This is a genomic window from Thermosynechococcus sp., assembly GCF_025999095.1.
Taxonomy (GTDB): Bacteria; Cyanobacteriota; Cyanobacteriia; order Thermosynechococcales; family Thermosynechococcaceae; genus Thermosynechococcus.
Genome location: NZ_AP024678.1, coordinates 2093544 through 2119501 on the forward strand (window position 1 = coordinate 2093544; position 25958 = coordinate 2119501).

Annotated in this window: 22 protein-coding genes, 2 tRNA genes and 1 other RNA gene; 7 read left to right on the top strand and 18 right to left on the bottom strand. The window is 54.1% G+C overall.

Annotated elements, in window-relative coordinates:
- Positions 1 to 56 precede the first annotated feature (56 nt).
- A tRNA-Arg gene (locus Q0W94_RS10310) sits at positions 57 to 130 on the bottom strand.
- A gap of 113 nt (positions 131 to 243) precedes the next feature.
- On the opposite strand from Q0W94_RS10310, the gene Q0W94_RS10315 reads away from it, so the two are divergent.
- Positions 244 to 1905, top strand: a complete 1662-nt coding sequence (locus tag Q0W94_RS10315) for a hypothetical protein (RefSeq protein ID WP_297758694.1) — start codon at positions 244 to 246, stop codon at positions 1903 to 1905.
- Between the two features lie 23 nt (positions 1906 to 1928).
- A tRNA-Leu gene (locus tag Q0W94_RS10320) sits at positions 1929 to 2010 on the top strand.
- 5 nt (positions 2011 to 2015) lie between these two features.
- Here the strand turns inward: Q0W94_RS10320 and Q0W94_RS10325 are convergent.
- Entirely contained in the window at positions 2016 to 3455 is a 1440-nt protein-coding gene (locus tag Q0W94_RS10325; RefSeq protein ID WP_297758697.1) for a TldD/PmbA family protein, read from the bottom strand.
- A 45-nt stretch (positions 3456 to 3500) separates the two neighbouring features.
- On the opposite strand from Q0W94_RS10325, the gene Q0W94_RS10330 reads away from it, so the two are divergent.
- Positions 3501 to 4136, top strand: coding sequence for a TMEM165/GDT1 family protein (locus Q0W94_RS10330; protein ID WP_297758700.1), 636 nt, complete (start codon positions 3501 to 3503; stop codon positions 4134 to 4136).
- Between the two features lie 46 nt (positions 4137 to 4182).
- On the opposite strand, the gene Q0W94_RS10335 is transcribed toward Q0W94_RS10330, so the two are convergent.
- From Q0W94_RS10335 to Q0W94_RS10360, 6 genes are all read right to left on the bottom strand, one after another.
- Complete coding sequence (locus Q0W94_RS10335) at positions 4183 to 5700, bottom strand: hypothetical protein (protein WP_297758703.1); 1518 nt, start codon at positions 5698 to 5700, stop codon at positions 4183 to 4185.
- 439 nt (positions 5701 to 6139) lie between these two features.
- A complete protein-coding gene (locus tag Q0W94_RS10340; RefSeq protein WP_297758706.1) occupies positions 6140 to 7189 on the bottom strand; it encodes a SpoIID/LytB domain-containing protein in 1050 nt (349 codons plus the stop codon).
- Positions 7190 to 7263: 74 nt separating this feature from the next.
- The gene (locus tag Q0W94_RS10345; RefSeq protein WP_297758709.1) at positions 7264 to 8253 is read right to left on the bottom strand and encodes a glycosyltransferase family 4 protein; all 990 of its coding nucleotides are present in this window, start codon (positions 8251 to 8253) and stop codon (positions 7264 to 7266) included.
- Between the two features lie 91 nt (positions 8254 to 8344).
- Positions 8345 to 9292 carry a F0F1 ATP synthase subunit gamma gene (locus Q0W94_RS10350; protein WP_297758712.1) on the bottom strand — a complete coding sequence of 316 codons (948 nt, stop codon included), beginning with the start codon at positions 9290 to 9292 and terminating at the stop codon, positions 8345 to 8347.
- A gap of 62 nt (positions 9293 to 9354) precedes the next feature.
- Positions 9355 to 10380, bottom strand: coding sequence for a hypothetical protein (locus Q0W94_RS10355; protein ID WP_297758714.1), 1026 nt, complete (start codon positions 10378 to 10380; stop codon positions 9355 to 9357).
- A 91-nt stretch (positions 10381 to 10471) separates the two neighbouring features.
- Positions 10472 to 11056 (bottom strand): GerMN domain-containing protein, encoded by a 585-nt coding sequence (locus tag Q0W94_RS10360; protein ID WP_297758718.1) that lies wholly within the window; start codon positions 11054 to 11056, stop codon positions 10472 to 10474.
- A 152-nt stretch (positions 11057 to 11208) separates the two neighbouring features.
- Here Q0W94_RS10360 and Q0W94_RS10365 point away from each other — a divergent pair, with 152 nt between their 5' ends.
- Positions 11209 to 11454 carry a DUF6439 family protein gene (locus Q0W94_RS10365; protein WP_297758720.1) on the top strand — a complete coding sequence of 82 codons (246 nt, stop codon included), beginning with the start codon at positions 11209 to 11211 and terminating at the stop codon, positions 11452 to 11454.
- On the opposite strand, the gene Q0W94_RS10370 is transcribed toward Q0W94_RS10365, so the two are convergent.
- Positions 11451 to 11942 (bottom strand): metal-binding protein, encoded by a 492-nt coding sequence (locus Q0W94_RS10370; protein ID WP_297758723.1) that lies wholly within the window; start codon positions 11940 to 11942, stop codon positions 11451 to 11453. The genes Q0W94_RS10365 and Q0W94_RS10370 overlap by 4 nt on opposite strands.
- Positions 11943 to 12215: 273 nt before the next feature.
- Between Q0W94_RS10370 and Q0W94_RS10375 the strand changes: the two genes are divergently transcribed.
- The gene (locus Q0W94_RS10375) at positions 12216 to 14021 is read left to right on the top strand and encodes an N-acetylmuramoyl-L-alanine amidase (RefSeq protein WP_297758726.1); all 1806 of its coding nucleotides are present in this window, start codon (positions 12216 to 12218) and stop codon (positions 14019 to 14021) included.
- On the opposite strand, the gene ssrA is transcribed toward Q0W94_RS10375, so the two are convergent.
- The 9 genes from ssrA to mrdA form a co-directional block, all read right to left on the bottom strand.
- Positions 14019 to 14404, bottom strand: a transfer-messenger RNA (tmRNA) gene (gene ssrA, locus Q0W94_RS10380). The genes Q0W94_RS10375 and ssrA overlap by 3 nt on opposite strands.
- A gap of 54 nt (positions 14405 to 14458) precedes the next feature.
- Positions 14459 to 16162, bottom strand: a complete 1704-nt coding sequence (locus tag Q0W94_RS10385) for a helicase HerA domain-containing protein (RefSeq protein ID WP_297758728.1) — start codon at positions 16160 to 16162, stop codon at positions 14459 to 14461.
- A gap of 91 nt (positions 16163 to 16253) precedes the next feature.
- A complete protein-coding gene (locus Q0W94_RS10390) occupies positions 16254 to 17063 on the bottom strand; it encodes a TPM domain-containing protein (RefSeq protein WP_297758731.1) in 810 nt (269 codons plus the stop codon).
- Between the two features lie 120 nt (positions 17064 to 17183).
- Positions 17184 to 17312 carry a hypothetical protein gene (locus Q0W94_RS10395; RefSeq protein ID WP_297758734.1) on the bottom strand — a complete coding sequence of 43 codons (129 nt, stop codon included), beginning with the start codon at positions 17310 to 17312 and terminating at the stop codon, positions 17184 to 17186.
- A 9-nt stretch (positions 17313 to 17321) separates the two neighbouring features.
- Entirely contained in the window at positions 17322 to 17771 is a 450-nt protein-coding gene (locus Q0W94_RS10400) for a SufE family protein (protein WP_297758736.1), read from the bottom strand.
- Between the two features lie 112 nt (positions 17772 to 17883).
- On the bottom strand, positions 17884 to 18927 hold the full coding sequence (locus Q0W94_RS10405) for a 1,9-bis(guanidino)-5-aza-nonane synthase (protein WP_297758738.1): 1044 nt from the start codon (positions 18925 to 18927) through the stop codon (positions 17884 to 17886).
- Between the two features lie 471 nt (positions 18928 to 19398).
- Positions 19399 to 21501: a M3 family metallopeptidase gene (locus Q0W94_RS10410; RefSeq protein WP_297758741.1), complete on the bottom strand. Its 2103-nt coding sequence runs from the start codon at positions 21499 to 21501 to the stop codon at positions 19399 to 19401.
- A gap of 12 nt (positions 21502 to 21513) precedes the next feature.
- Complete coding sequence (locus Q0W94_RS10415) at positions 21514 to 22473, bottom strand: M23 family metallopeptidase (RefSeq protein ID WP_297758744.1); 960 nt, start codon at positions 22471 to 22473, stop codon at positions 21514 to 21516.
- A gap of 77 nt (positions 22474 to 22550) precedes the next feature.
- Positions 22551 to 24329, bottom strand: coding sequence for a penicillin-binding protein 2 (gene mrdA / locus Q0W94_RS10420; RefSeq protein ID WP_315863125.1), 1779 nt, complete (start codon positions 24327 to 24329; stop codon positions 22551 to 22553).
- 137 nt (positions 24330 to 24466) lie between these two features.
- Here mrdA and Q0W94_RS10425 point away from each other — a divergent pair, with 137 nt between their 5' ends.
- Entirely contained in the window at positions 24467 to 25126 is a 660-nt protein-coding gene (locus Q0W94_RS10425) for a hypothetical protein (RefSeq protein ID WP_297758749.1), read from the top strand.
- 15 nt (positions 25127 to 25141) lie between these two features.
- Positions 25142 to 25957: an imidazole glycerol phosphate synthase subunit HisF gene (gene hisF, locus Q0W94_RS10430; RefSeq protein WP_297762422.1), complete on the top strand. Its 816-nt coding sequence runs from the start codon at positions 25142 to 25144 to the stop codon at positions 25955 to 25957.
- The last annotated feature ends 1 nt before the right edge of the window (position 25958 follow it).

Below are 25958 nucleotides of genomic sequence, written 5' to 3' on the forward strand. Positions count from 1 at the left end.
ATTCTTGTTCAATATTTTTAATATTCAGTATCAATATTCAGTATAGTTTCACTCAACGGGCTTGGAGGGACTCGAACCCCCGACCTGCTGATCCGTAGTCAGCCGCTCTAATCCACTAAGCTACAAGCCCAAGTCAGGAACACTATACTAGCATGAATTTTTCAAGATCTCAAAGGGGGAACAAAAAAGTTGCCCACTGGTGTGCCATAGTCGGGAGCAGAGACCATTGACCCAAATAGATAGATGCCGCAGAAATTCCACCGCTGGTGCTTGACCACTCCTCATCTGCCGCGATCGCTGGTGGCCTTTGCTGTCAGTCTGGCCACCCTTACCCTTTTAGATAGCGGTGCTCAGGTTGTCGTAGCTCACCTCAAACGCACTGCGCCAACCCTCTTTGCTTGGGCAGGCACCTTTGACACCAGTTTTGCCCCAGAGGTGTGGCTCTCGGTGATTGGCCTCACCCTCGGCACCTTAATCATTGTGATTTCCATTGCCGCCCAAAATATTCCCAAGATTACGGAACTGTACATGCAGGACTGGATCAGCCTGATCTATGTCTGGAGCCTAGTTTTGGGGGGTGCCCATATCTTCTACATCAAGGTTTTGCAGGACTTGGGGAGGCAGCCCGTTGGCAGCATTCTCTTGAATTTGTATGGACTGTTGCCCTTGGCCATTTTGACAGTGCTGCCCTACATCTTCTATATCCTTCAGTCCATCCAACCGGAAAGTGTGGTGCAGCAAATTTACCGCCACCAGTCTCGCTACATGAGTCAACTTGCCGTCATCCTCAAGGAGGGATCTCCCCAGCAACCCCAGTTTCTGCGCCGTTGTCAAGCCCACCTCATTGCCGGGCTAAACCAATTGGATGATTTGCTGACCTATGTGGCATTTCCTGGGATGCAGGCAGAAATTATTACTGCTGTCAGTGAGCTTCTTCAGCACTACATCAGTTGCAAGCCGCACTATCCAGCCTATTTCTTTCGCCTCAGTGGCGCGGTGATGGCGGATATTGCCTTCAAGACCATGTTTGATCAATTTAGCCAGATTGAAGAGAAGCATACCTTCTACGAGCAAAAGTGTTTTCGGCTCCTAGGGAATGCCTATGTGCGCTTTTTGGAGGAGGGACAGTTTCCTCTGGCGTCGTTGTGTGGCTCTGAAATGTGCGCGATCGCCCAACGCATTCTCAGTAGGGGCGATGACATTTTGCTGGACTTAATCATTATTCGCTTCAATACCATGATGCGCTTTGCCATTAAACACGGTAGTCGTCACAATGAGGCACGCAACCTCTATAACTTAGCCTTTCACTATCGGCGGTTTATTGAGAGTCTTGTCCATTACCAGCAGACCCACTTCACGCAAAAATGTGTGAATTATCTGCGGGCCTATGGCAATGAGGTGTATACGCTGGCGGAAAGTAGCCCTGCTCTTTACTTCATTGTGGATGTCTTTGCCGCGGAGCTAAAAAAGGTCTTAATCCTTGTCAATGAGCAGCGGTGGCAAGAACCCCTCCAACGGGAACTTCTGGAGCAAATGCTCCGCTTGGATCATCCCCAAGAACTCAAGCAAGCCGAGAGGGACGATCGCCCCTATGGGAAAAGGACAGGTGTCCGCCTTGTGCAAATGGGTCTAGCCCTGTTTTATCTCGCACGGCAGCAACCGCAGTTTGCCCAGCGCATTGTTGAAGATATGGTGGAAGATGCAGCAGTTCTTGGCCTGTCGGGGTTCAAGCGCCTCTTTCGTCAAAATTGCGATCGCCTGCGCCAAGCGGAGCCACGGTTTTGGGAAGACACCGATCGCGGCAATGCCAATTTGTACTATTCAGAGCACACAGCGTACCTAGGTGACCTGGAAGCCCTTGTGGACCGCGCCTGTCAGCTGCTTGAGATTGCTCAGGAGTCTTAAAAATGGTATAGTAGAAAGACTGAGGGCGAGTGGCGAAATGGTAGACGCACTACACTCAAAATGTAGCGGGGTTTCCCCATGTCAGTTCGAGTCTGACCTCGCCCATGGACTCAACCTCCTCCAAACACTTGGATATTGGCAAAGGCACAAACCGGTGAAGCGTGGCCAACCCGAATCGCTTGGTTGGGTTCGCCCTTGCCACAAAAGGGTGTACCAAAGATGCCAACGGTGGAGGCATCGCCTACAGCAATCAAACTCTGCCAAAATTCTGGCGTCGTGCCGCGATAGTTGGGATTGCGTAGTGTGCGGGTGAGGCGGCCATTTTCAATCAGCTTGGCATATTCACAGCCAAACTGAAATTTGAGGCGATAATCGTCAATTGACCAAGAGCGATTGGATTCCATGTACACCCCTGCCTCGATGTTGCTGATAATCTCATCAAAGGATTGTGTCCCCGGCTCGATATTCAAGTTGGCCATACGATCAATGGGGGGACGATTCCAAGAACAGGCACGGGCATTGGCCACACCATCAACCCCTGTGCGCTGCTGACTTTCAAGGCTCCCTAGACCCCGCAGCAGGCGTCCTTCCTTGATCAGATAGAGGCGTTTAGCCGGCACCCCCAAGTCATCAAAGGCATAGCTGGCCAGTTCACCACTAACGGTCGGATCAAACGTCACATTCAAGAGGGGAGAACCATACTGCCGCTGCCCAAAGTCCTCAAGGCGAATAAAGCTGCTGCCGGCGTAGTTACGCTCATCCCCCAGGATGCGGTCCAGTTCCAGAGGGTGGCCAATGCTCTCATGGATTTGCAGCATCATTTGGTCAGGGGCAAGGACCAGCGTTGTGGTTATTTCTGGGCACTCTTGGGCACTGAGGAGTTCAACGGCCTGCTCGCCAATGTGACGGGCGCGATCGCTCAACTGATCAGCACTCAGCCACTCTAGCCCGCCTTGATAGCAGCGGGCTAACCAACCGTGATCTGTCCGTTGCTGCACGACCCCTGCCTCCTGAGCCGTGGCACTCATATCCGTGAGCACTTGATAAAATTGCTGTTCAATTTGACTGCCATCACTGCTGAACCACTGGCTGGTGGTCTCTACGGTTTGGACAAAGGCGCGGGTTTGTATAATCTTGTCACTCACCTTGAGGCTATGGCAAATATCCTTGAGTAGGTGATTCACCTCCGCCGCTGAAAGGTAGTCAAAGGGTTGCTGTTGGGGCGATCGGTAGTGCCCCTTACCCTTGCCCCGGGCGGCTGGTGTAAAGTTAAAGACTCGCCAATGGGCGGCCGTTTTCGCCTGTCGATAGGCCTGCTGAATCGCCCCATGGATGGCGCTGGGGTGCAAATCTGGGGTTGCTGTATAGGCAAATTGACCATCGACAAGTACCTCTACCATGACACCCCGTTGGCGCGATCGCTGGTTCATTTCAGGATGTCCATCCCGAGCACTGCGAGTGGTGACAATTTCCTCAACGTAACGTAGGCCTAGCCAATCGAGGGGTAAATCAATCTGATTCAAAATAGCAGTAAAGTTCGGTGCACTCATGCCAGCGTGGTACTTTAGGGAATGGTAAAGTTTGAATCTTTTCCTATGCTAACGGCTTTTACTGCAGGGCTAACCCTAATCACAATTTCTGAGCTAGGAGACAAGACCTTCTTTATCGCCATGATTTTGGCAACTCGTCATAGCAAGCGGTGGGTCTTCCTAGGATCATGGGCGGCTCTAATTGTGATGACGCTGCTTTCAGTGGCCGTGGGCAAGGTCTTTCAACTTTTACCGCGAGAGTTCACCTTTGCCGCTACAATTTTGCTCTTCACCGTTTTCGGTCTCAAGATGCTGATTCAAGGCTGGCGGATGGGGAATAGTCCCTGTGAGGACGAGTGTGAAGCGGCAGTGGAAACAGTGGAAAAAGCGGAAGCCAATCTCAGCCGTTGGGGCAGTAGCCCTGCTTGGGCAGCATTTGTGGAAGCCTTTAGTTTGACCTTTATGGCCGAATGGGGCGATCGCACCCAAATTGCCACCATTACCCTTGCGGCTGCCAGTCATCCCCTAGGGGTTGCCCTCGGTGCCATTGCTGGCCACGGGATTTGTGCCGCGATCGCCGTCTTGGGTGGCGGCTTGATAGCTGGCCGCATCTCAGAACGGACACTGACCTTGGGGGGTGGTGCTTTATTTTTACTCTTCGCGATTGTCACCGCCTTACAAGGGATGCCCACGCTGTCTTAGGTTCGATCTATCTTGCTCTCAATCAGATGCTCTCAATCAGAAGCACCTATAGGAGACGGCCAGAGGTGGAAAACTCCTGCACCGCAGCACAAATAAACTCCTCAAGGGAGCGCACTCCCGCCTGATCCTCAAACACGTTTGGCAGATTGTTTTGGATTTTGGCGCGAATCCACTGGCGATAGTCAGCATTTTGACCCAGTTCGATCGCTTTTTGAACATAAGCAGATGCATCCGGAGCAATTAACTCGGGTATCCCCAACAGCGTCAGAATAGCAGCTGTATGCCGCCCCCGCATAAAGCGTCCCGGTGTGGTCACCATCGGTACTTGGGCATAGTAGAGCGCTTCTAGGGTTGAATTGCCCCCTGACCATTCTAAACTGTCTAGGAAAATATCCAGACAGTGCAACATTGAGGTGAAGCCATAGAGGTTTAAGGGGCGAGAGAAAAAGCAGTACTCCCGATAGTCAAGATTTTTGGCAGCAAAGGCCCGTTCTAGGCGCTGTTCAAACCGTTGGCGGCTCTTTCTAGTCATAAAGTCGGTAATAAAGACAAATTGGCAATTTCCCACGGCTGCGGCAATTTCTGGATAGATATAGTCAAACTGTGGCAGATACTTGAAGACACTCTGGAGGCAGCCGTAGATAACCGCATCACTTTTGAGGCCAAATTCCTCGCGGGTAATGGGCGATCGCGAGTCCGGCGGCATGGGACTAAAGGCAATCCCCAAGTTTTTTAGCCTAATGAGTTTTTCGGCGTAATACTTTTCGCCATCGGCTGGTTCCATCAGCTCACTACTGAGGAAATAATCAATTGTGGGCAGGCCAGAGGTGTCGGGATGCCCCCAAGACATACATTGAATAGGGGCCAATCTTAAAGCAGCAATCTGAATCACTTCTAAATCCATCCCCAGTTCGGGAAAAATCACTAAATGCAATTGATCAGCACGAATCTCCTCAAACCATTCTTGAGGGGATTTGCTGCCCATAACAAAACGATGACAGTAGGTTTTTGCTTGCTCTGTGCAGCGATCGCTGAAATCCCGCACATAGTAACCGTACATCTGAAATTTTTCTCTATCGAGATGTTTGAGCCAGCCATGGAGCATCAGTTTCCAAACCGTATGCTCAAAAAAGTGACCGGAGACCAACCCAATCCGCAGTGGCTCATTGGCCTTAACCGCTGGCATCTGTGGCCGTTCCCAGGCAGATGGAATAATACTCATCATGACTTCATGGACCATCTGGCCATATTTTTGTTGCAGATCGCGGGTTTCATCCCCCTGATAGGGCAGTAAAAATGTCCCCACCCTCCTCAACCACTGATACAGATATTTTTTCTGATCCAAAGGGAAGCTTTGAAACCGTTGATAGAAATCGGATATCGATTCCCTAATTTTTTGGCGACATTCATTTAGCTCTTCTACATCTTTATAAACGTAGAGGAGATAACTTAGAGATTTGAGAAAATCAATGCCAATTTGCCAGTCGGGTCTGAGTTCAATGGCTCTTGCGTAGGCCCTAAGGCACTGTTGCAAATCACTATCAGCACCACTGAGCAGTGCCAAACGATACCAAGATTCTGCTAGGTTAGGATCTATTGCTAGCGCATGATTGAGAGCGGAGATGGCTGCTTGATAGTTTTTGTCCTTTCATTTATTTAGCGCCAGTTTTTGCCATCCCTGGACAAAGACAGGATGGGTTTTTTGCTCAGCAGTTTGTTGAATAAATTCCTCGATACACCCCATAATTGAGAGCCTAGCGCAATGACGATGGTAGAGGTTCAGATTTAGGCATGCTCTCCCTTGCTTTGGGACACAATCTCACTATGGTTGTAGATTTCTGCCTATCCGCTTTATAGCTTGCCACACGGCGCACCCACTCCGAGCACTATTCTATTTGTGTTTCCTTGGGCTGCCACAGGAGCGGGCACCCTGGCGATCGCCCGACTTAGCACGTTCCTAAGTGAGACTTAGAACAGGCACCCCCTACTGCGATGCAAAATCGTTATTGGGTTCGAATTTGGGACAAACCGGCCCCCGGGTAGTAGGTGCCTAAGATTTGCAAATAGTTATAACCGCGCTTACCCAGTTCATAGGCGCCGGTCTGACTCATGCCACGCCCGCCAAAGACGTCCCGCACAATGTCGTCAGTGGCAGCATACATTGAAACTATAACGCGGCCACTTTTGGTGAGGACAATACCCCGCGTGGCTTGCACTGCCGCTTGAGTGGTTGGCCACTCGGTTTCAATGCCGCGATACACCTGCCAGCGTTCGTCATTTCCTAGATCAAAAAAGCGGCTGGCGGGCTGGAACATTTGAGCAAGGGCGTAGGAACGGGCGGCGATCGCCTGGGCTTTGAGGGTCTCCATTGGCCAGTCGGGATACACCTCTGAACCGACCACACTCACCAAGTACTCTTCTAAGTCCACTTGATTGACAGCTGTGATGGCATTGCCCTGGGCAATGAGGCGCACCACACCGCGATACCACTTATCGCCCACAAAGGTGAATTGGTTATGGGGGCGGACCCACAGGGAGGGAGCAAGGGGCTGGCCATTCCACAGCAGGACACCTCCACGGGCGGTCACCATGACTCCCTGAGAAGGGGCTAACTGGGTCATCACTTGCTGTTGATCATTCGTCACTGCAGTGGCGACTGCGGTACCAACGATTAGTTGCGGTTGATCGCGGGCGATCGCCACCCGCACTTGAGGGGCAGGGCCTTGGCTCGGAGGCACGGGTTGCAGGGCAGGAGAGGCCACTGGGGGCAACATTGCCTTGGCGTGGGTAGAGGCAGCCACGGGTGGCTGGGGGGCTTTCTTGGGGACAGTCGCCAGTAGGGGGTCGCGGCCATCCAAAATTCGCCGCGGTAGAGGTCGTTCGAGCTTAACCGCATTCGCTAAAGGAAGGGGTTCTGACAGCGCAATAGGTGGCGGTGATAAGCTCCGCAAAAACCAGACTCCCAGACCGCCACTGGCGATCGTGGCCATCGTAAAGGAAATGAGCAAGGGTGAGTGTCCCCGTTTTGTCCCTTGGAACAGAACCCAGCTCATTCAGGTGTCATCTCCGCTAGCACCTTGCCTATTGTATAGGGGAGCACGGAATTTGCTATGCAACATTTGTTGATTTAGGACAGCAAGGAAGCGGCGATCCGCTGTAGCCATTGCTCCACCGTATCCCCATAAACAGCTAAGCTATACTCCTGTTCTGCCTGCTGCCGACAGGCGGCCCGATCAATTTGATCAATCTTGTCAATGGCGGCAATTAAAGCCTCGACAGAATCTGGGGTAATGAGAAACCCCGTTTGGCCATGGCGAATAATTTCACTGGGCCCACCACGATTGTAGGCAATGACGGGAACGCCGCAGGCAAGGCTCTCAATGACCACGTTGCCAAAGGCCTCAACCCAACGGGAGGTGAGCAACAGGGCGCGACACCGCCGCAGATGGGCCTGCATTTCTCGGGTCGGGAAAAAGCCCAGGTATTCAATCGGTGCATTGGGGTAGTCAGCTTGGATGCGCTGCCAATAATCTATATCCTGCAACTGCCCCATAATCTTTAAGGGGGTGCGAGTGACATTGACAGCGGCAACAGCATCTTCGAGTCCCTTTTCAGGAGCAATCCGCCCCAGCCAGCAAAGGGTCTCCTCTGGTTCTGCACAAAAGTCATAAAGCGAAAGATCAAGGCCACTGCCTAAACACACACAGCGATCGCCAAAGGGGAAGGTGGCCGCTTGGGTACGGGTATAGACACCAATAGTTCCCGGATACTTGTCAATGACACTGGCGATCGCCTGATCCATGACGTCGCAGACTGAGGCCATACTCACCAGATGCCCCACAGGACGGCTTAAAAACGGCGTCAGGTAAAAGGGCAACCAATCGTAGGCAAAGTTGACAATGACATCAAAGTTCTGTTGAAGCTGCCGCACCCGTGCCCACATATTGGCTAAGACACTATTGGGGGGCAGGAGAATCGGTTGATCGCGGGTTTGATGCTGGGCTGGCACTTGCAGGTTTCCCGCCACTTGTTCAATGGTTGCCGCTACTGGCAAGTGGGAACCCGCGGGGGCAAGGATGTGTATGGTGTGCTGGCGATCGCCCAAGGCCTGAGCCATATTGAGGATCGTCAGTTCAACACCGCCCCCTTTTCCTGTGCCTAGGGGGCCAACCGAAGTGGAGACAAAGAGCAGCTTCAGGGCTCAACTCCTAGCGCAGCGCCTCAGCACCAGCCACCACTTCAAGAATCTCTTGGGTAATGGCAGCTTGACGTGCTTTGTTGTAGGAGAGGGTCAGGGTACCAATCAGGGCTTGAGCATTCTCGCTGGCGTTGTTCATTGCCGTCATCCGTGCTGCTAATTCTGAGGCGGCGGCCTCTTGCAGTGCCCGTAGCAACTGGTTATTCAAGTACAAGGGCAGTAGGGCGTCGAGAATTTGTACCGGATCCTGCTCAAAAATCATATCGGGGGGTAGAGCGGGCAGGGTCGAGGTCACTTTCTCGCGGTTGACTTCCAAATGGGAGGCACGGGTTGTCAGGCGGAAAATTTCATCATCGGCGGTTTCCAGCCCTTGAGGATCTAGGGGGAGCAGGGTTTGGACAACCGGCTTTGAGCTAATGAGGGAGACAAACTTGGTGTAGATGAGCTCCACCCGATCCACCGTTTCCGAAAGGAAGAGGGAAAGCAATTCACTGGCAATTTGACCGGCTTCACTGGCGGAGGGGATCTGCTCTAGGCCAGAATAGACTGCATCAATGGGATAGTCACGGCGCTGGAAGTATTGAGTTGCCTTGCGACCAACAATCACTAAAGTGTATTTGAGGCCCTCCGCTTCGAGTTCTTGGATACGTTCCTTGGCTCGGCGAATGACGTTGGTGTTGTAACCACCGCATAGCCCGCGATCGCCCGTCACCACCAGCAGCGCCACCGTCTTCACAGGGCGCTTTGCCAACAGCGGTAAGTCCACGTCCTCAAAACGCAATCGAGTCTGCAAGCTGTAGAGTACCTGGGCCAAGCGATCGGCAAAGGGACGGCTCGCCATTACTTGCTCTTGGGCACGGCGAACTTTTGCTGCCGCCACAAGGCGCATAGCTTCAGTGATCTTGCGGGTATCTTTAATCGTTTTGATGCGATCGCGAATAGCTTTGAGATTGGCCACGGTAATCTAAACTCCTAAGCAAAGCGTCCCTGCCCTAAGATTTTAGCCTAGAGGGGGATCGCCTAAGCAGTCTTTTCACGGGGGGTTGACCCACCCCTAGCAGCCAGCATTGTGATCACAGGAACCGCCAAGGCAGCAACCGGGGGAAGAATGCGGCCAAGGGGTTGAGGGAGATTCAAGCTGACGCCCAAGGCAGAAACCACGGTTGCCGCAATGCCACTTATCCAAAGCACTGTGTCGCGTCGCCGTTGTTGTCGCTTTAGGCGGTGATTTTCCTGGGCAGCAAGGGTGAGTTCGGTGGGCACAACGGTTGAGGATTGATTGGGCAATCCTTCTAAATTCTGCTGTAGGCTCTGCAGTTCGTTTTGGACTTGAGCCAGTTCCTCCTGCAGGCGATCGCGCTCTTCTTCCACTCGGGTGAGTTGGCGTGTCACCTCCACCAAGCGCTGAGCAAGGTCTGCATTGGCAGACTTCCCTAAGAGTGCTGTATCCTCTAAAGGTGCCGCTGGGGCAGCAGCCAGGAGAGTTTGCACTTGCTGTGCCGAGGCCGCCTTTTCGGTTTGCAGGGCAGTTAGCTGAGCTTGCAGTTCCTGTACTTGGGAAGCTTGAAGTTGTAACGTCGCCAGTTGCTGCTGCAGTTCGTCCTGCTGAATAAGAGCCTGTGCCAGTTCCTGTTCAAGATTTTGCCGCAGGCCGCTCAAGGTGGCATTTTCTTCGCGAAGGCGGGCAATTTCCGCCTCTAGGGGAGCTGTTTCTACCGCTGGGGTTGCTGCCTGTGCCCCTAGTTCTTTCATCTTAGTCAAGAGGGCTGCATGCTCCTGCTGAAGGCGCTCCAGGTCTTGGCGCAGTTGATCTCGTTGCTGTTGCACATGGTTGAGTTCTGCAGTGAGCTCGCTAATTTGCGCCTGTAGGGATTGGTTGTGGGCGATCGCCCGCTGTTGGGCGCTCAGGGTGAGGGACTCCAATTCAGCCGTCAGGGAGTTTAGATCAATACCCTGTGCAGGGGGGCCGTCCAACTCACCCAAATCACTGATGATGCTCTCTAATAGGTCGTCGGGTTGGTTGCTAGGGGATTCTGGACTGGCCATGATCCGGATACCTGCGCAAGTGCTAAGCATTGCTCCAATTATAGCGATCGCCGCCCCTATCCTCTAGGCTAGGGCTTGAACTCGGTGGGTACTATTGGGCGCCCAAGGAAAAAGCTGTTTGAAAGTCTTGGCGGGTCATGGGCTGTGTTACCTCTAGCCCCTCACCCCCTAGGACACGGAGCGGTTCACCAGCAATGGAAATCCAAACTGGTGCCTTGGGATCACTCGCCGTTGCTGTGTACAAGACCTGCCCTAAGCGCGCTTGCATCGAGGCACTCCCCCCGCCCTTGGTAAACTCTGGGGAGAGATCAACATGGATGCCATCGGCTTTGACTTCTACCCAATTGACACGGGTATTTTCCGGAATGCTGGTGGTGACATCTTGGTTGGCAGGTCCTGCCAAAAGCCGCTCCAGACGCGATCGAATAAAGAGTTCTGGCCGTGTTGCCGAGGTATTAATCCGTACGGTTGCAGGCACCAAAATGAGGGTGTCCCCTTCATTTTTCACCCAAAAGATTTGAGTTTCCTGCTGCTGCGCGACTTCCGCCGCATTGGGAACTGGCTCTGCCTGCCGCGGAGGATTCAAGGTTAGCCATGCCGCTGTACTAGCCGAGGCAAGGCCAATAACGGCCAGCCCAATCAATGCGGGGCGGGAGCGGGTGACTTTTGCTGCCATCACGATCTCTCCTTGGCGGGATGCACCTGCCTTTATTCTAGACGTCACCATTCAAGGGTAAGGTTCCATTTCCGGTCGCGTTAGGGGCAGTCGACAACTACTTAAACTAGTTAAACTAGAGGACAATTGTCCCTTTGGATACCGTTTAAGTCATGGTGCAAACGGCTCTCGGTGCAGAAGAACTGGCTACTGCCCTCCTTGATGCGGTTAGGATTGCCCCCAAAGATTGGCATCGCCTCAAGGGAAATCGCCGTGCCCGTGCCCTCGAACAAGCGGCTGCCGCTCTCGTCTATCTTCTCAAGGAAAATGATGCTGAGGCACTGGCGCATCTCCAACAGGCAGTGGGTTGGCTCGATCGCTCCATTAGTGCACCTGCCTGCCCTACACACCACCCTTAGGGGTGCCAGCGTCGCCACTGGGAAACCAGCAAATCGCTGGTGACATGGAGTAGTGCCGATAGCTCTAGGCCAAGGGCGATCGCCAGTCCCCAGCGCCAATCTACTCGCCACCAGTGATGCAGCCATTCCTGTAGTCCCGTGAGATGACCCGTGCAGGCGGCTACGCCAGCAATCAGTCCCAGCCCTAACCCCAGCCAAAAACTGAGATACAGCAAACGAATGAGGGTTCCCACTAGCGGGCCATGGGTCCAAAGGGAGCGGTGGCAAAACATCTTTTGATAGGGCAGCCAAATTATCCGTAGCCAGCCCCAACGGTAGTAGGGTAATGAGACCGTATCTAGATCAGGGCTCAGGAGAAAGCCGCCAATGCCAAAGCTGCTACTGGCAACTGCCCCCCACACCCAATCGCGCGTCAGAGCACTGACGGTAAAGCCAACCATTGGCATAACGATCCATGTCAGGCGATCGTGGGTGCGACCACTGGGCATCCCCTCCTCCGAACACACTTTCCCTGAGAAGCTACGGACAGGTAGGCTGGATCATGCAATGGCAGAACTTATTGCGGACGGTGTGCGTCTAAGGGAGCTTGAAGCAACTAGACTGAAATTTGAATTTGATGCAGAGGGAGCGCGCAAAACTAAATCGCAGGGTGTGCCAGTTCACACACCTATCCCCGATTAAGTATGCTGAGCTCGTTTAAGGGCATGGGTTGGCGAGCCAACTGAACCGTGGGACTGTGCATCGCTGGTGGAGGAAAGGGAATGGAGCAACGGTGGCATTCTTGGCAATTTCGAGCGGTGGTGAGTTGTCTATGGGCACCCACTGCCGCATGGATTATGGCTCAGCCAGCTACAGCCAGGGATCTGCAACTGTGGCGCCTCAACCCTGCCACTAATCAACTGGAAATCCGCACCGAACGGGCTGTTCAGCCCCGTGCTGAGTTGGTCTACAATCCAACCCGCCTTGTCATTGACTTGCCTGGTGTCGTTCTCGGGAGCCCCCAGATCAGTCAAAACTACAGTGGTGCCATTCGCCAAGTGCGGGTTGCCCAGTTTGACCCCCAAACGACGCGGATTGTGGTCGAATATGCGGCGGGTTTTACAATTGACCCGCAGCAGGTGCGCTTTCGGGGAGTCACAGCCAATAACTGGTTGGTGCAACTGCCCACACCCCAACAGCAGACAGTTGCGCTACCGACGCCGCCCCCACCGTCTTCCCCTTCCACCCCTTCGGTACCGCCCACAGAGCCCCTGCAAATTCGGAGTTGGCGTGCCGATGGCACGGGTTTTCTCGTGTTTGCTGATCGCCCCTTGCCCGAAGGCAGTTACACCCTTCGCCGGCCGCGGCGCGATCGCCTTGAAATCCTCCTTAGCAATAGTGAACTCATTCGCAACTTTAGTCCCCGGCGCTTGGAACTGCGCCGCTTTGGTCGGGATCGCATCCGCGCCGAAATCCGTGCCCAGAGCGATCGCCAAGTCCAAATCACCCTCGATATTGATGCCCAAGATGCCGATTGGCAAGTGAGTCCCCGTAATGATGGCTTCGTGATTGTGCCCTCAACCACGGCAATTACCCCGCCGACGGCTCCGCCACCCCCCCAACGACCTCGTGGGATTCCGGCAGCCAGTGCGCAAACCCCCCTCACAACAATCCAGCGCGTTGACTTGGGGGGACGAGAGTTATTAATTCAGGGCGATCGCACCGTTTTCTATAGCGTGGGCTGGGAAGGCAATCGCTATCGCATTCGCCTCCGCCAAGCCCAGTTGGGGAGTGATCTACGGGAACCGTTCCTTGCCAGCGGCAGCCCCCTGAGCAATATTGAATTTCGGCAAGAGGATAACCAAACTGTCTCCATTCTCCTCACCCCAGCGCCCAACTTTCGCATCCTTGGCCCTCGTCCCCTATCGGCTGAAGCGTTTGTTGTGCAAATTCAGGGGACAAATGACTCCCTAGGGAGTACGTCCACCCCTATTGATATTCCACCAACAGTAAGCCCCGAGCCTCCTCCTCAACCCGTCCCCCGCGGTCGTTTTGTGGTGGTCATTGACCCGGGTCATGGGGGGCCAGATGCTGGCGCAGTGGGTATTGGCGGCATTCGCGAAAAGGATATTGTTCTAGATGTTGGTCTTCAGGTGGCCCAATTTTTGCAGCAGCAAGGTGTGCAGGTGATAATGACCCGCACTACAGATATTGATTTAGACTTGGCTCCCCGGGTAGCCATTGCCGAACGGGCACGGGCAAATGCCTTTGTCAGTATTCACGCCAATGCCATTAGTATGGCTCGCCCCGATGTGAATGGATTGGAAACCTACTTTGCCCCCGGACGCTCCAGCCGCCTCGCTGTTGCCATTCACAGGAGTATTCTCAGTTCCTTGAATATTCGCGATCGCGGGGTAAGGTCGGCGCGGTTTTATGTTATCCGCAACACTTCCATGGATGCCACTTTGGTGGAAATTGGTTTTGTCACTGGCGCAGAGGATGCAGCAAACTTTCAGAATCCGACCTGGCGCACGCAAATGGCACGGGCGATCGCCCAAGGTATTCTGAATTTTTTGAATGGGAGATGATGGAGCTGACGGGAGTCGAACCCGTGTCCGCCCTAGCTATTCATCGACTGCTCCTTCACAGGCTTAGCCTTTTTGACCCTCAGGCGGGGACTGTTCCTTATCCCGAACAGTAGGATGCTCTGGTAGAGTCTTTGCTAAACAGCCCACCAGAGAGAACTGCCTAGCGCATCCGTTGGGGTTAACCCGCTGCCCTTAACGGAGTCGGACAACGAGTGCTCGAACCTGTATAGAGGTCTTAGGCTACCGCAGCAGCTTTACGAGCGAAAGGAACGATGTTGTTCGCAGTTACTTTTGACTTGGACTCTGGATTAACGAGAGATAGTCCACTCTCGACCTGCATCACAGCCCAACTTTCACTAGGACGTCGAAGCCGTTTCAGCCCCTTCTGTAGAGCTACTCCTAAATTAGCGCATTTTTTTGGAGTTGACAACGGGTAGTTATTCGAGCGACAGCCGGCCCATGGTTTGCGGTTGAGGACGGGGGGCGGGGCCGGCCGTTGCGATCATCCGCTCCAACTGTTTGCGTGGGGCAAAATACTCTTGCCACAGGGCAGGGGCATCCAGCGTGTCCCCCCCGTGAGTCGTCAAGCGTTGCCGCACGCGGCAGAGAACAGGGGTATTCACACAGGCACCGGCAATAATCACTTGCCCCTTGCTGAGGGCCGGCAGTTCTCTGAGCAAATCTCGACCCGCCGCCTCCACCCCATGTTTGAGGCTCTCTTGATCCACGGGGTTGACAATTCGCAGAATAAACTGGCTCATGCACTGGGAGAGAACATCGCTATCGAGTTTGCCCGGACGCTGGGTAATCAATCCCACCCCCAGGCCAAATTTACGGCCTTCACTGAGAATCGTGCGCAGCACCCGCTTACATTGCGAGGGTTCATGGGCAGGGGCAAAGCGATGTGCTTCCTCAATCAAAATAAAGACCGGGTAGGGGAGGTATTGCTCATCCCGCTCAGAGACGCGGCCTTTTTGGGTATTGATGCGGGCATGGTTGGTTTGGCGCAAAATGGCGGTGGCAATGACCTGCTGCTCTTCAAGGGGAATCTCATTCATTTGCAGAATGGTCACTTGGCCGGGGGTGAATAACTCCTGCGGTGGTAAGTGTTCAGAGGCATGGAAATAGTCGGAGCGCTCCATTTTTTCTAGCTTCCAGGCCAAAGCATCGGCAGAGGAACCCGGCTTGACATTGCCCGCTTCATCTTCAACGCGATCCACATCATAAACCGCTCTAATCAAATCTTGGATACTCCAATGGCCCTTGGGATAGCAGCGGCGTACTTCATCGTGGGCTTTTTTGAGAATGGCCTGCTGGCGATCGCTCATCTGGGGAAGGAGGGTGAGAATATCGTAAAACTCAAGGGCGGAGACCCGAATTTTAATGTTTTCTGGCCTAATGATCTTCACCTGGGGTTGATAGCCATCTTCCCCTTGAAACGCTGGGTGTCCCCTCATTTGGGTCAAAGTGTCGTATTCCCCATGGGGGTCAAGGATTAGCACCGCTGCCCGATTTTTGGGGGACAGCAATTCCTCCACCAACACACCTGCGGTATAGGATTTTCCTGATCCTGTCCCTGCAAGGATGGCCAGATGGGTACTCACCAGTTCTTTGACATCAAGGGCAATGGGAACGGCACCCTCCTCACGCAACAGGAGTGACCCGATATGAGCCGCCCCCGGCGCCCCTGGCTTTTTCCTGTTGAGGACCCGTTGCAGCAGCTCATCCTCGGCTAAATAGACCTTGACACCGGGCACGGGGAGCCGCCGCAAATTATTGAAACCAAAAACAGGATCAAATTCGCCGACGATTTCTACGGTCATCTCATAGAGTTCCGCCGGCTCACAGGTAAAACCAATGAGAGCAGCCACAGCACCGGGATTCAGCTCGTGATCGGCAAACATGCGATCCGGCAGATGCTCGATCAGACGGCAGCTGGTAATTTTACCCAAGACTTGGTGAACAGCACCATCATCGGAGTTTGAGGTCGCACTTGGGGAACGACTCAGCTCGTAATAGACAAATTCGCCCATTCGCACCGGCTGGGCATCGGCAGTAATAAAGATGTATTCACTACTGCTGTCGCCAGGGCCTTTAACAATGCCAACGATGTGGCGCGAGGGAGCTTGGCTACGGTTCATGGTACGGCAGGGGAAAGTAGGGTAATACGGTTATTTCAATCCTAGAGGATTGCTCAACAATAGAGTCTGAAAGGATAGAGTCTGAAAGGGTCTACTCCTCGAGAACAGCTGGGGGAGCACCGGGGGTAGGAATGAAGAAAGCAATAATGGCCCCGAGGGCAAAACCGGCCACATTGCGCAGCAGCGGTAGCCATTCTTGAGTGCGCACTAGAACAGGACCTAAGCCAAAGGCAAAGAAAAGCATCCCCCACAGAGGTGAAAAGAGGAGAATCCACGTCCAAGCCACCTTTTGAGCGGGACGGCGGGGACGGGCCACAAAACCCAAAATAAGACCGCCAAAGATCGAGGTGGCGAGGGTGAGGATCCATTGCTCTTGGGGTAATCCTGGCACAGCACGGCAGCCCCCTTGGGCAAGGCAGGTTTCGATGGCTTGTAGAGACTGCAGAATAGCCTGATCTTCGCCGTTGTCGCGGACAAAGTATTGGTTGCCAAAGCGGGTTTGCAATTCGACCCAAAAGGTGCGCTGGAGGACGCGGTAGGCCGTGTCGCCCACATTAAAGTTCAAAAGATTCCCACCGCGGGTATCCGCCACCAACAGAATACTGCGATCGTCTAAGTCCCAAAAATCGCGTACAGCCAGGCCGGGGGTGCGATCGTACTGGGTGAGGACGCGCAATTTCCAACCGGTCTGCGCCTCAAAGTCGGCGAGTTCGCTGTCAAGGCGTGCCTTTTGAACCGGGGTAAGAATTTGGGCTAAGTCAATAACGTTTGTTGGTTCTGGGGGTAACAATTCAGGATTGTTAAAGCTGTGGGCAGGGGCGATCGCCCCCAACCAGCAGAAGCTAACAAGCACCATGACTAGGCCAAGTTGGCGAAACCAGCGCCGGAGTTGTTGAGGCATCGTAATAAAAATTTACAAATAGAGCATCTTTTTTAATTATCTTAAGGGTACGCTGCGAAACATTGCAATCAGGCTTGCCCCCCTTTCAGGGAATAATGCAGTATTTGTTCAAACTCGCCCCTATCCGGAGACTGCCGTTGCTGCACTGCCGCCTAAGTTTCCCCTTCCCTCTGTTTCAGTGGCCACAGGAATGGGACGCTGAGAAAGGGCCACTAATTCTGGATAAACCTCCATGAGTGGGTTGGGCATCGTGAATCCTCAAGTTGCTAAGCAAGCCTCAGCCAGATGATAGACCAGTGCCTTCTGTTTTATGGTTTGAAAAATATTGTAAAAACCATTGGCACGAGAAGGAATCAGGCTGATATCCAGCCCAGTTTGTCGAATGAAATCAGGCTTTAACTGGATGATTGCGGCGGGAGCCAACCGGTTTAATCCCTTGACCAACAGGCCCACTAATCCCTTCGTCAGTTGGGAGTCGGAATCGCCCTGAAAAATTACCTTGCCCTGCTGCAAACTGGCAGTCAGATACACCTGAGACACACAGCCAGGGACCTTATTTTTTGCCACTTTTTGCTCCGCGGGAAACGGCGGCAGGCCCTTGGCAAACGAGGGCAGATATTCATAGCGCCGCTGCGATTCTGCAATCTGCTGGAAGCGCTGGGCAACCCGCTCCAGGGAGGCAGGCAAGGGTTGGGAGGCGGTCAGCATATCAATCGAGGCGTAGGTCTTAAATAAAAATGATAATTATTCTTACTATATAAAAAGCAGAGGAACTGTGGGAAGTCCTCCGCTGTATGTATAGCCTTAGGACGGGGGACTGCTACACAGTCAATAGATTGGCGGACGGCTGGCTAAACAATTGGGCAAACCGCCGGGCTGGGCGATCGCGCCAACCCCCTTTGCCATAGGCATACCCCGCTATCAGAGGAAAGGCAATCGTTGCTTCCGAAAAGACCATCTGCTCAACATTCTTGTTCACCTTGCCCCAGGAATGGGCCTCCCGCAAGGTTGAGCCAGAGAGCGCCCCATCGCGTTCATCGGCAACTGTCACCTGAATCGCATACTTGTGCATCCTCACATCGAATCCCAGCAGTTCCGCTGCAACAACCGTATCCTGGGCAAAGTTTTTGGGAACTCCGCCGCCAATCATCACCAACCCCGTGGATGGACTCGCCAATTTACATTGGGTTAACTCGCGAAAATCGCGCACTGAATCAATCGTCAGATGGGCAGCCGGTGAATTCCACTGATGATGGACGAGGCCAAAACCTGCGGAACAATCGCTGAAGGCTGGAACAAAAATGGGCACATGATGCTGGTAAGCGGCCAATACCACTGAGGGCCTATCAGTGCCGCGCTGTTCCAAGTAGCGCCCCATTTCTTGGATAAATTCCCGTGAAGAATAGGGGCGTTTTTCCAGCGATGCGGCAATCTCAGCAATGGTCATATCGCAAACCCGCAGTTGATGTTCGTCAATGTAGGTGTCATAGATGCGATCAATGCCGTGTTGCCGCAGCAGCTCGTCATCTGCTAGCGGATCACCGACATAATGGTAAAATCCCAATGCTTCAAAGAAATCTTGATCAACAATATTGGCCCCAGTTGAAACAATCACATCCACCATGTTGTGGCAGATCAAATCATAGACCACTAACTTCAGACCCGCACTAAACAGAGAACCTGCCAGACAGAGGATAATCGCGCAGTCCGGGTCACGCAGCATTGTGTCATAGATTTTGGCAGCCCGTCCCAAGTTGCGTGCTTGGAAGGCCATGTGACTCATGGACTCCACTAAGGGCACCACATCTAACGTTTTAATGTCAATGGGTTGAACAGTTTTTTGTAGCAACAGCTCGCGATTCATGGCTTTCTCCTGAACCTGCTAAAAACACAACATTACCGACGAATTGCTCAGCAAACTGATTACAGGGACTGACTAACAAGCCAGCCCGCTCATACTGGGCGCTTCGCAGTGGTCGTACCAGGAGATAGCCGGATCCGATTGTCGCCGCTTGTCTAAGCGAATCTGGAGATCCCAACTCTTAAGCAAGATCGTGAGTGGATTCACCAATTCTGTTTTTGTACACCCCATTGATAAAACATCTTTCTTACCTTAACTAGATTGAGACCCCTAGAACATCCCCCCTCAGGGGACAATATAATTTCTAGGCCAGTCTAGGCAAGGTGGCTCTATTGCAGTGACTTGAAAATTTGTATCTCAGGCAACATGAATTAGGATTAACGAGCGGTCAATCAGCGATCGCATCCCTACTTGGTTTGGCATCTTGACACTTTCTTGACACTTGATTTCTAGAGTAGGCTTACCTTCTCTAAACTAAGGTGATAATCCCCGGTGCCGGAGTAGGGCTTCTGTACTTGGTTCACGGCCACGGAAGGCTTTGAAGATTTCCATAGGGGGTTGACTGCCGCCAAGGGCAAGCACGGTTTCGCGATAGCGCCGTCCCAGTTCAGCGACGGCTTGCTCATTGTCTAGGCCAACCTCCTCAAAGGCCGCAAAGGCATCAGCACTGAGAACTTCTGCCCAAAGATAACTGTAGTAACCCGCAGCATATCCCCCGGCAAAAATGTGGCTAAAGCTACAGAGAAACGCATCCTCTGGCAGAGGGGGCAAAATAGTTGTTGTCTGTGCCAGGCGATCGCGCACCTGTTGCGGGGTTTCCCCCTGTCCTGGTCGGTAGCGGTGGTGCAGCTCCAAATCCAACAAACTAAAGTGCAACTGCCGCAATAGGGCACTGCCGGCACGATAGGTGCGGGCGGCAACCAGTTTTTCGTAGTAGTGTTCTGGCAGGGGTTCCCCCGTCTGGTAGTGGCGCGCCATACTCAAGAGTGTAGGGCGATGGTAGCACCAATTTTCCATAAATTGACTGGGGAGTTCGACGGCATCCCACTCCACGTTGTTAATGCCAGCAGCGCCCGCCTCATCCACCCGTGTCAGCATGTGGTGCAAACCGTGGCCAAATTCGTGGAAGAGGGTTTCCACTTCACTAAAGGTCATCAGGCTGGGCTTGCCATCCACGGGCGGCGTTTGATTACAGACCAAGTAGGCAACGGGTAAACGGGTCCGCCATTCCCCCCGAAGGCGATATTTGGCGCGACCAAGGCACTCATCCATCCAGGCGCCACCGCGTTTCTCGCCAGGACGGCTATAGGGATCAAGGTAAAAGTGGGCGATCGTTACATTGTTTTCATCTAGAATCGCAAAAAAGCGCACATCGGGATGCCAAACGGGGACTTGGCCATCGGCTGGCACAACCGTCACCCCAAAGAGCCGCTTCACTAGGCCAAATAAACCCTCAAGCACTTGGGGCAAGGGAAAGTAGGGACGCAGTTCTTCATCGCTGAAGTCAAAGAGGGCTTCCCGCTGCCGTTCTGCCCAATAGGGAATATCCCAGTGCTGTAGATCGTTGGCCTCAGGTGCCCCTTGCGCAGCGGCAAAGGCTTTGAGGTCTTCCAGTTCCCGCGCCGCAGCCCTATAGCTGACTTGACGCAGTTCCTCAAGGAGTTTTTCCACACTGGCCACACTGTCCGCCATTTTGCTGGCAAGGCTGAGTTCAGCATAGGTGTTGAATCCTAAAAGCTGGGCCTCTTCGACCCGCAGGGCAAGGATGCGCTCAAGAATTGGTCGATTATCCCACTCACCACTGCTGGCACGGGAGATGTAGGCCCGATAGAGCTGTTCCCGCAAGTCCCGCCGCTGGCTGTGCTGCATAAAGGGGCCAAAGCTGGGGAAGTCGAGGGTAATGTGCCATGGTCCTGTTTCTGGGGTTGCGGTCTCAATGCCATCTTGGCGAGCAGTTTGGGCAGCCAACGCCAATAGACTGGGGGGAAGTCCAGCCACCTCATCGGGTTGGGTGAGCTTGAGGCGAAAGGCCTTAGTGGCATCTAAAAGGTTGTTGGAGAATTGGGTAGATAGCTCTGCCAATTCCAGTTGAATGGCATTGAAGCGCTCCTTGGCGGCACCCGTGAGGCCAACCCCACTGTGTTCGGCATTGCGAATGGCCGCTTCAACAATGCGTTTGCGCGCAGGGGGATTGCTCTGAAATTCTGGACTGGCAGCTAGTGCCTTAAAGCCTTCATAGAGGGGCCGCGATTGCCCCAGACGGGTGTAGAACTCCACCACTTGGGGTTGAACCGCTTCGTAGGCTTGGCGCAGTTCAGGGCTGTTTTTGACGCCCGTTAGATGGCTGACAATGCCCCAGGTCCAATCCAAGCGATCGCTCAGGCGCTCGAGGGGTTCCACCAACCCTTCCCACGTCGGGGTAAAGGATTGCTCAAGGGCTTCTAATTCTTGGGTGAGGTCCTGTAACAGTTGGCGCAGGGCTGGCTCAACATGGCTCACCTGAATCTGATCAAAGGGGGGAAAACCATCGCCCCGCAATAAGGGATTATCGGTGTGAGGGGAAGTCGCAATAACCATTTGGTGTCCTACCTAAGTGCGATTCGACCCCTGACGGGCTTGGGCGATCGCCTGCTTTAATTGGGTCAATGCTAATTGTAACCGCGCTTCTGGTGCAACGGGAAGCAATCCCTGGGCAGTCATTGCCTGAATTTCAAAGTGAAGGTGCGGCCCTGTGGCGTTGCCTGTACTCCCCACTAGGCCGATGATCTCCCCTTGCTTGACCCACTGGCCGGGATGGACAAAACGCTGGGAAAGGTGGGCATAGAGGGTTTGGTGCTGGGCGGGTGGGTGTTGCAAAATAACGGTGAGGCCATAGCCCCCCCGCCAATCGGACTCAATAACTCGCCCCTCAAAGACGGCCAACACCGGTGTACCTTCAGGGGCACCCAGGTCTGTTCCGGAATGGAAGCGGCGATCGCCAAAAATGGGATGGATGCGCCAGCCGAAGGTTGAGGTCATGGGCACCGGGAACGGCAAGGGAAAGAGCATTTGGCCGCGGTTGACGGTCAGCCAACGCAAGGGATTCGCTCCTGGAAAGGGCTGACGTACATAGGCGGGCACAGCCGTTTGGGCAGAGGGCAAAACATTTCTTGGGTTGGCAGCAACCACAGGGCGATGGAAGGCTGGCGCAGAGGGTTGGCGGGTGGCAGTGGGGGTGGAGGGCTGTGGAGCACCTTGGCCTTGGCAAATGTTGCTGGGAATGCTCTCGCTAACGATGGCTTGACAACCTGTGGAGCGCTCTTGGATCACAATGGGGATGGAGCGGGCAGGCTTGAGGTTTTCGAGGGGTTCACTACCGGGGGGTGGATCTACGGGTTCTGTGGAGAATACAAGAGGCTCACTCTCCACGGGTTGCAGCGGATTCACAGGGGGGGGTACAGCGGCTTCCGGTTCTACTGGCAGAGTTTCAGCAACGCTCTGGCGAGTCCCCAAAGTCGTTGTCAGTAGGCCCACGGCCAGCCCTAGAGCAATGGCGCGTTGCTCGATCATGGCTCACTCCATCACACGCACTGTTTTCAATTCTAGGGACAACCTAGGGGAATGACAATCTTCTTGCTGGCAAGGGACTAGCGATCGCGAATCTTCATATAGGCTTGAATCACCTTGAGGACCATGGGGCCACAGACAGAACCGCCGCCGCCCCCTGAGTTTTCGGCAAAGGCCACAACCACAATTTCCGGCTTCTCGGCAGGGGCATAGGCGCCAAACCAAGTATGGTTAGGGCGAGGCGGATCTTCGCCCGTACCACTTTTGCCCGCGATCGCTACCTCAGAAACATTCAGAGCCGCTCCTGTTCCATTAGTTACCACCTGTCGTAGGCCTTGGCGCAGCACTTGTACGGTAGAAGGCTGCAAGTTCAATGATTGTCGCCAGCGCTCAGGATTTTCAGAAGCAATCAGGTGCGGACGCACTTTGTAGCCCCCATTCGCAGGCACGGCAAACATGACCGCCGCTTGAACCGGACTCACTTGCAGCGCCCCTTGGCCAATGGCCGTAATTAAGGTGTCGCCATCGTACCAGCCTTCGCCAAAGGTTTTCCGCTTCCACTGGGGATCCGGGACAAAGCCCGCTGCTTCCCCCGGTAAGTCAATACCCGTTTTGGTGCCCATGCCAAAGCGCCGTGCCCACTCAATCAGGGTTTCAGGGCCAATGCCACGGGCGACTTGACCAAAAAAGGTGTTACTGCTCCAAGCTAAGGCGCCCGCAAAGCCCAAAGGCCCAAAGCCTGCCCGATTCCAATCGTGGAAGGCAAAGCCCCCTGTATAAAGAGCAGGATAGGTCATGAGAACAGTATCAGGGCTGAACTTGCCAGACTCTAGAGCCGCCACCGTTGTCACGATTTTGAAGGTACTGGCGGGGGGAAACCCTTGGAGGGCACGGTTGACAAAGGGAAACTGCCGCCGCTGTAGCTCCTGCCACTGGACTTGGGTCATACGGCGAGCAAACCAATTGGGGTCAAAGGCAGGGTAACTGGCCAGGGCCAGAATCGAACCATCGCGGGGATTCATAGCCACGATCGCCCCCGGGCGATCGCCCAGGGCAGCCTCTGCGGCTTTTTGTAGGTCTAGGTCCACCGTCAGGGTAATGTCATTGCCCGGCCGCGCCACCTTTTGCCCCAAAATACGGATCACCTTCCCTTGGCCATCCACTTCCACCTGCTGACCGCCCCAGGTTCCCCGCAGGACTCTTTCATAGGTAGCTTCCACGCCCATTTTGCCCATGACATCCCCAAGGCGGTAGCCCTGATCTCGATGGGCAGCAAGCTCTTCTTCGTTGAGTTCACCGATGTAGCCAATAATGTGGGCCGCCGTTTCACCGTGGGGATAAAAGCGCAGGGCCTCACGGTCAATTTCGACTCCCGTCAGCAAATTGCGGTGTTCTTCGAGAGCAATAATTTGCCCTTGGTTAATTCCTTGGGCAATGCGAATCAACGACGGGGAGTTCACCCCCGCTTGTTTGACCCGCGCTTCGATTTCACTGGCGGGGATATTGAGCACCCGCGAGAGAATTCTCACCGTCTGCGGCCATTCAGGCTTTTTAGCAGCAAGGGGCCAAAGAAAAACAGAGTAGGAAAACGTGTTGCCCGCCAGAATCCGCCCCTTGCGATCCAAAATCTTGCCCCGCTCTGGCGGTTTGGGAATCAGGCGAATGCGGTTGTCATCGGCCATTTGGCGGTTGCGGTGGCCTTCCACAAGTTGCAGGTAGGCCAAGCGACTGCCAATGCCCCCCAGCAAAAATACGGTCATAATCGAGAGCAACACCAAGACCCGACCCTGCTTGCCAACCTTGCGATCGCAGGCTGGGTCAGTGAGAGGACAAGGAGGGGCTGTTTTCAGGATAGCCATGGGTTGGAGGCGTTGATAACTCAGTCTATCCATTCAGTCTATCCATTCAACTGCCACTCTATCAGATACCGTCAGCTAGAGCTTAAGGCTGGCAGTCCCCTAGAAACCGTCTCGCTATTGCGCTATAGTGCCAATGTATGAAGCGATCGCGCCCTCGTCCCCGGGTCCAACCCCCTGGTCAAAATCTCGACTCCTTTCTCGATGTCCTCACCAACACGGTGGGGGTCATGATCTTTGTCTGTCTTTTTGCCAGCTTGACAGCGAGCATCTCTCCCGCCCTGGTGCGCACCCCCATGGCTCGCGAAACCCGCAAGCAGGTGTATTTCTTTGAGTGTCGCGAAAATCGCGCCCTGCCCCTTGAAAAAGATGCAGCCAGTGAGGCCATCGATCGCCACCTCAGGCAGGTTAGTGACAACCCCTTTGCATCCGTCGATCAAATTCAGCAACAACTGACGTCCTTTCGCTACAGTACCCGCTACTACGATGTACGCCTGAGTCTGGTTCTCCAAGGCGAGAAACCCATTCTGCAAACCCACTTTGAGCCCCGCGATCGCCTGGGTGGGGAGTTTTTCAACACGCTGGAAAAGCCCAGCTCCAACTTTCGCCGTGTTCTTGATCGCCTCTCGCCAGCGCGGTATTCCTTGGTCTTCTTTGTGCGTCCCGATGGCTTTGATTGTTTTCGAGCTGCCCGTGGGATTGCTTGGCGCAGTGGTTTTGATGTGGGTTGGGAACCGATGGGGGAGGGGCGTTCCATTGTCTTTGTCAGTGGCGGTGGTCGCCGTGTTACTGTGCAGTAGCCACAAGGAGGGATGATGCTTGCCAAACGAATTTTGCCCTGTCTGGATGTGAAGGCGGGGCGGGTGGTCAAGGGGGTGAACTTTGTTAACCTGCGGGATGCTGGCGATCCGGTAGAACTGGCTCAGGCCTACAATGCAGCGGGGGCCGATGAACTGGTGTTTTTAGATATTACAGCTACCCACGAAGAGCGCAACATCCTCATTGATGTTGTCTATCGCACCGCGGATCAGGTGTTTATTCCCCTAACGGTGGGGGGTGGCATTCAGTCCCTGACGATGATCAAGGATCTATTGCGGGCCGGGGCCGATAAAGTCAGCCTGAATTCGGCGGCAGTGCGGCAACCCGATCTTGTGAATCAGGCTAGCGATCGCTTTGGTGCCCAATGTATTGTTGTTGCCATTGATGCTCGACGCGAAGCCCATTGTGCTCCTGACAATCCCCGCTGGCAAGTCTATGTGCGCGGCGGACGAGAAGCCACGGGTCTAGATGCCGTAGAGTGGGCCGTGGAAATGGCCAAGCGGGGCGCGGGGGAACTATTAGTGACCAGTATGGATGCCGATGGCACCCAGGCGGGCTATGACCTTGAATTGACGCGGGCGATCGCCGAGCGAGTAGAAGTGCCCGTGATTGCCTCCGGAGGCGCTGGCACCTGTGAACATATTCGGGCGGCGCTGGTGGAAGGCAAGGCGCAAGCCGCACTTCTGGCCTCACTGTTGCACTATGGCCACCTGACGATCGCTCAGATCAAGGACTATCTACATCAGCACCAAGTGCCCGTGCGCCAAGCAGAGCCCCTCCCTCAACCAGCCAGAGAAGGACTAGGGCATTAAG

Coding starts and splice junctions, on each gene's coding strand:
- Q0W94_RS10375 (WP_297758726.1), top strand. CDS start 12,216: ATGGAGCAACGGTGGCATTCTTGGCAATTTCGAGCGGTGGTGAGTTGT.
- Q0W94_RS10410 (WP_297758741.1), bottom strand. CDS start 21,501: ATGGTTATTGCGACTTCCCCTCACACCGATAATCCCTTATTGCGGGGC.
- Q0W94_RS10385 (WP_297758728.1), bottom strand. CDS start 16,162: ATGAACCGTAGCCAAGCTCCCTCGCGCCACATCGTTGGCATTGTTAAA.
- Q0W94_RS10325 (WP_297758697.1), bottom strand. CDS start 3,455: ATGAGTGCACCGAACTTTACTGCTATTTTGAATCAGATTGATTTACCC.
- Q0W94_RS10330 (WP_297758700.1), top strand. CDS start 3,501: ATGCTAACGGCTTTTACTGCAGGGCTAACCCTAATCACAATTTCTGAG.
- hisF (WP_297762422.1), top strand. CDS start 25,142: ATGCTTGCCAAACGAATTTTGCCCTGTCTGGATGTGAAGGCGGGGCGG.
- Q0W94_RS10365 (WP_297758720.1), top strand. CDS start 11,209: ATGGTGCAAACGGCTCTCGGTGCAGAAGAACTGGCTACTGCCCTCCTT.
- mrdA (WP_315863125.1), bottom strand. CDS start 24,329: ATGGCTATCCTGAAAACAGCCCCTCCTTGTCCTCTCACTGACCCAGCC.
- Q0W94_RS10315 (WP_297758694.1), top strand. CDS start 244: ATGCCGCAGAAATTCCACCGCTGGTGCTTGACCACTCCTCATCTGCCG.
- Q0W94_RS10405 (WP_297758738.1), bottom strand. CDS start 18,927: ATGAATCGCGAGCTGTTGCTACAAAAAACTGTTCAACCCATTGACATT.
- Q0W94_RS10355 (WP_297758714.1), bottom strand. CDS start 10,380: ATGGCCAGTCCAGAATCCCCTAGCAACCAACCCGACGACCTATTAGAG.
- Q0W94_RS10395 (WP_297758734.1), bottom strand. CDS start 17,312: ATGCCCAACCCACTCATGGAGGTTTATCCAGAATTAGTGGCCCTTTCT.
- Q0W94_RS10340 (WP_297758706.1), bottom strand. CDS start 7,189: ATGAGCTGGGTTCTGTTCCAAGGGACAAAACGGGGACACTCACCCTTG.
- Q0W94_RS10390 (WP_297758731.1), bottom strand. CDS start 17,063: ATGCCTCAACAACTCCGGCGCTGGTTTCGCCAACTTGGCCTAGTCATG.
- Q0W94_RS10370 (WP_297758723.1), bottom strand. CDS start 11,942: ATGCCCAGTGGTCGCACCCACGATCGCCTGACATGGATCGTTATGCCA.
- Q0W94_RS10425 (WP_297758749.1), top strand. CDS start 24,467: ATGAAGCGATCGCGCCCTCGTCCCCGGGTCCAACCCCCTGGTCAAAAT.
- Q0W94_RS10345 (WP_297758709.1), bottom strand. CDS start 8,253: ATGGCTCAGGCCTTGGGCGATCGCCAGCACACCATACACATCCTTGCC.
- Q0W94_RS10415 (WP_297758744.1), bottom strand. CDS start 22,473: ATGATCGAGCAACGCGCCATTGCTCTAGGGCTGGCCGTGGGCCTACTG.
- Q0W94_RS10400 (WP_297758736.1), bottom strand. CDS start 17,771: ATGCTGACCGCCTCCCAACCCTTGCCTGCCTCCCTGGAGCGGGTTGCC.
- Q0W94_RS10360 (WP_297758718.1), bottom strand. CDS start 11,056: ATGGCAGCAAAAGTCACCCGCTCCCGCCCCGCATTGATTGGGCTGGCC.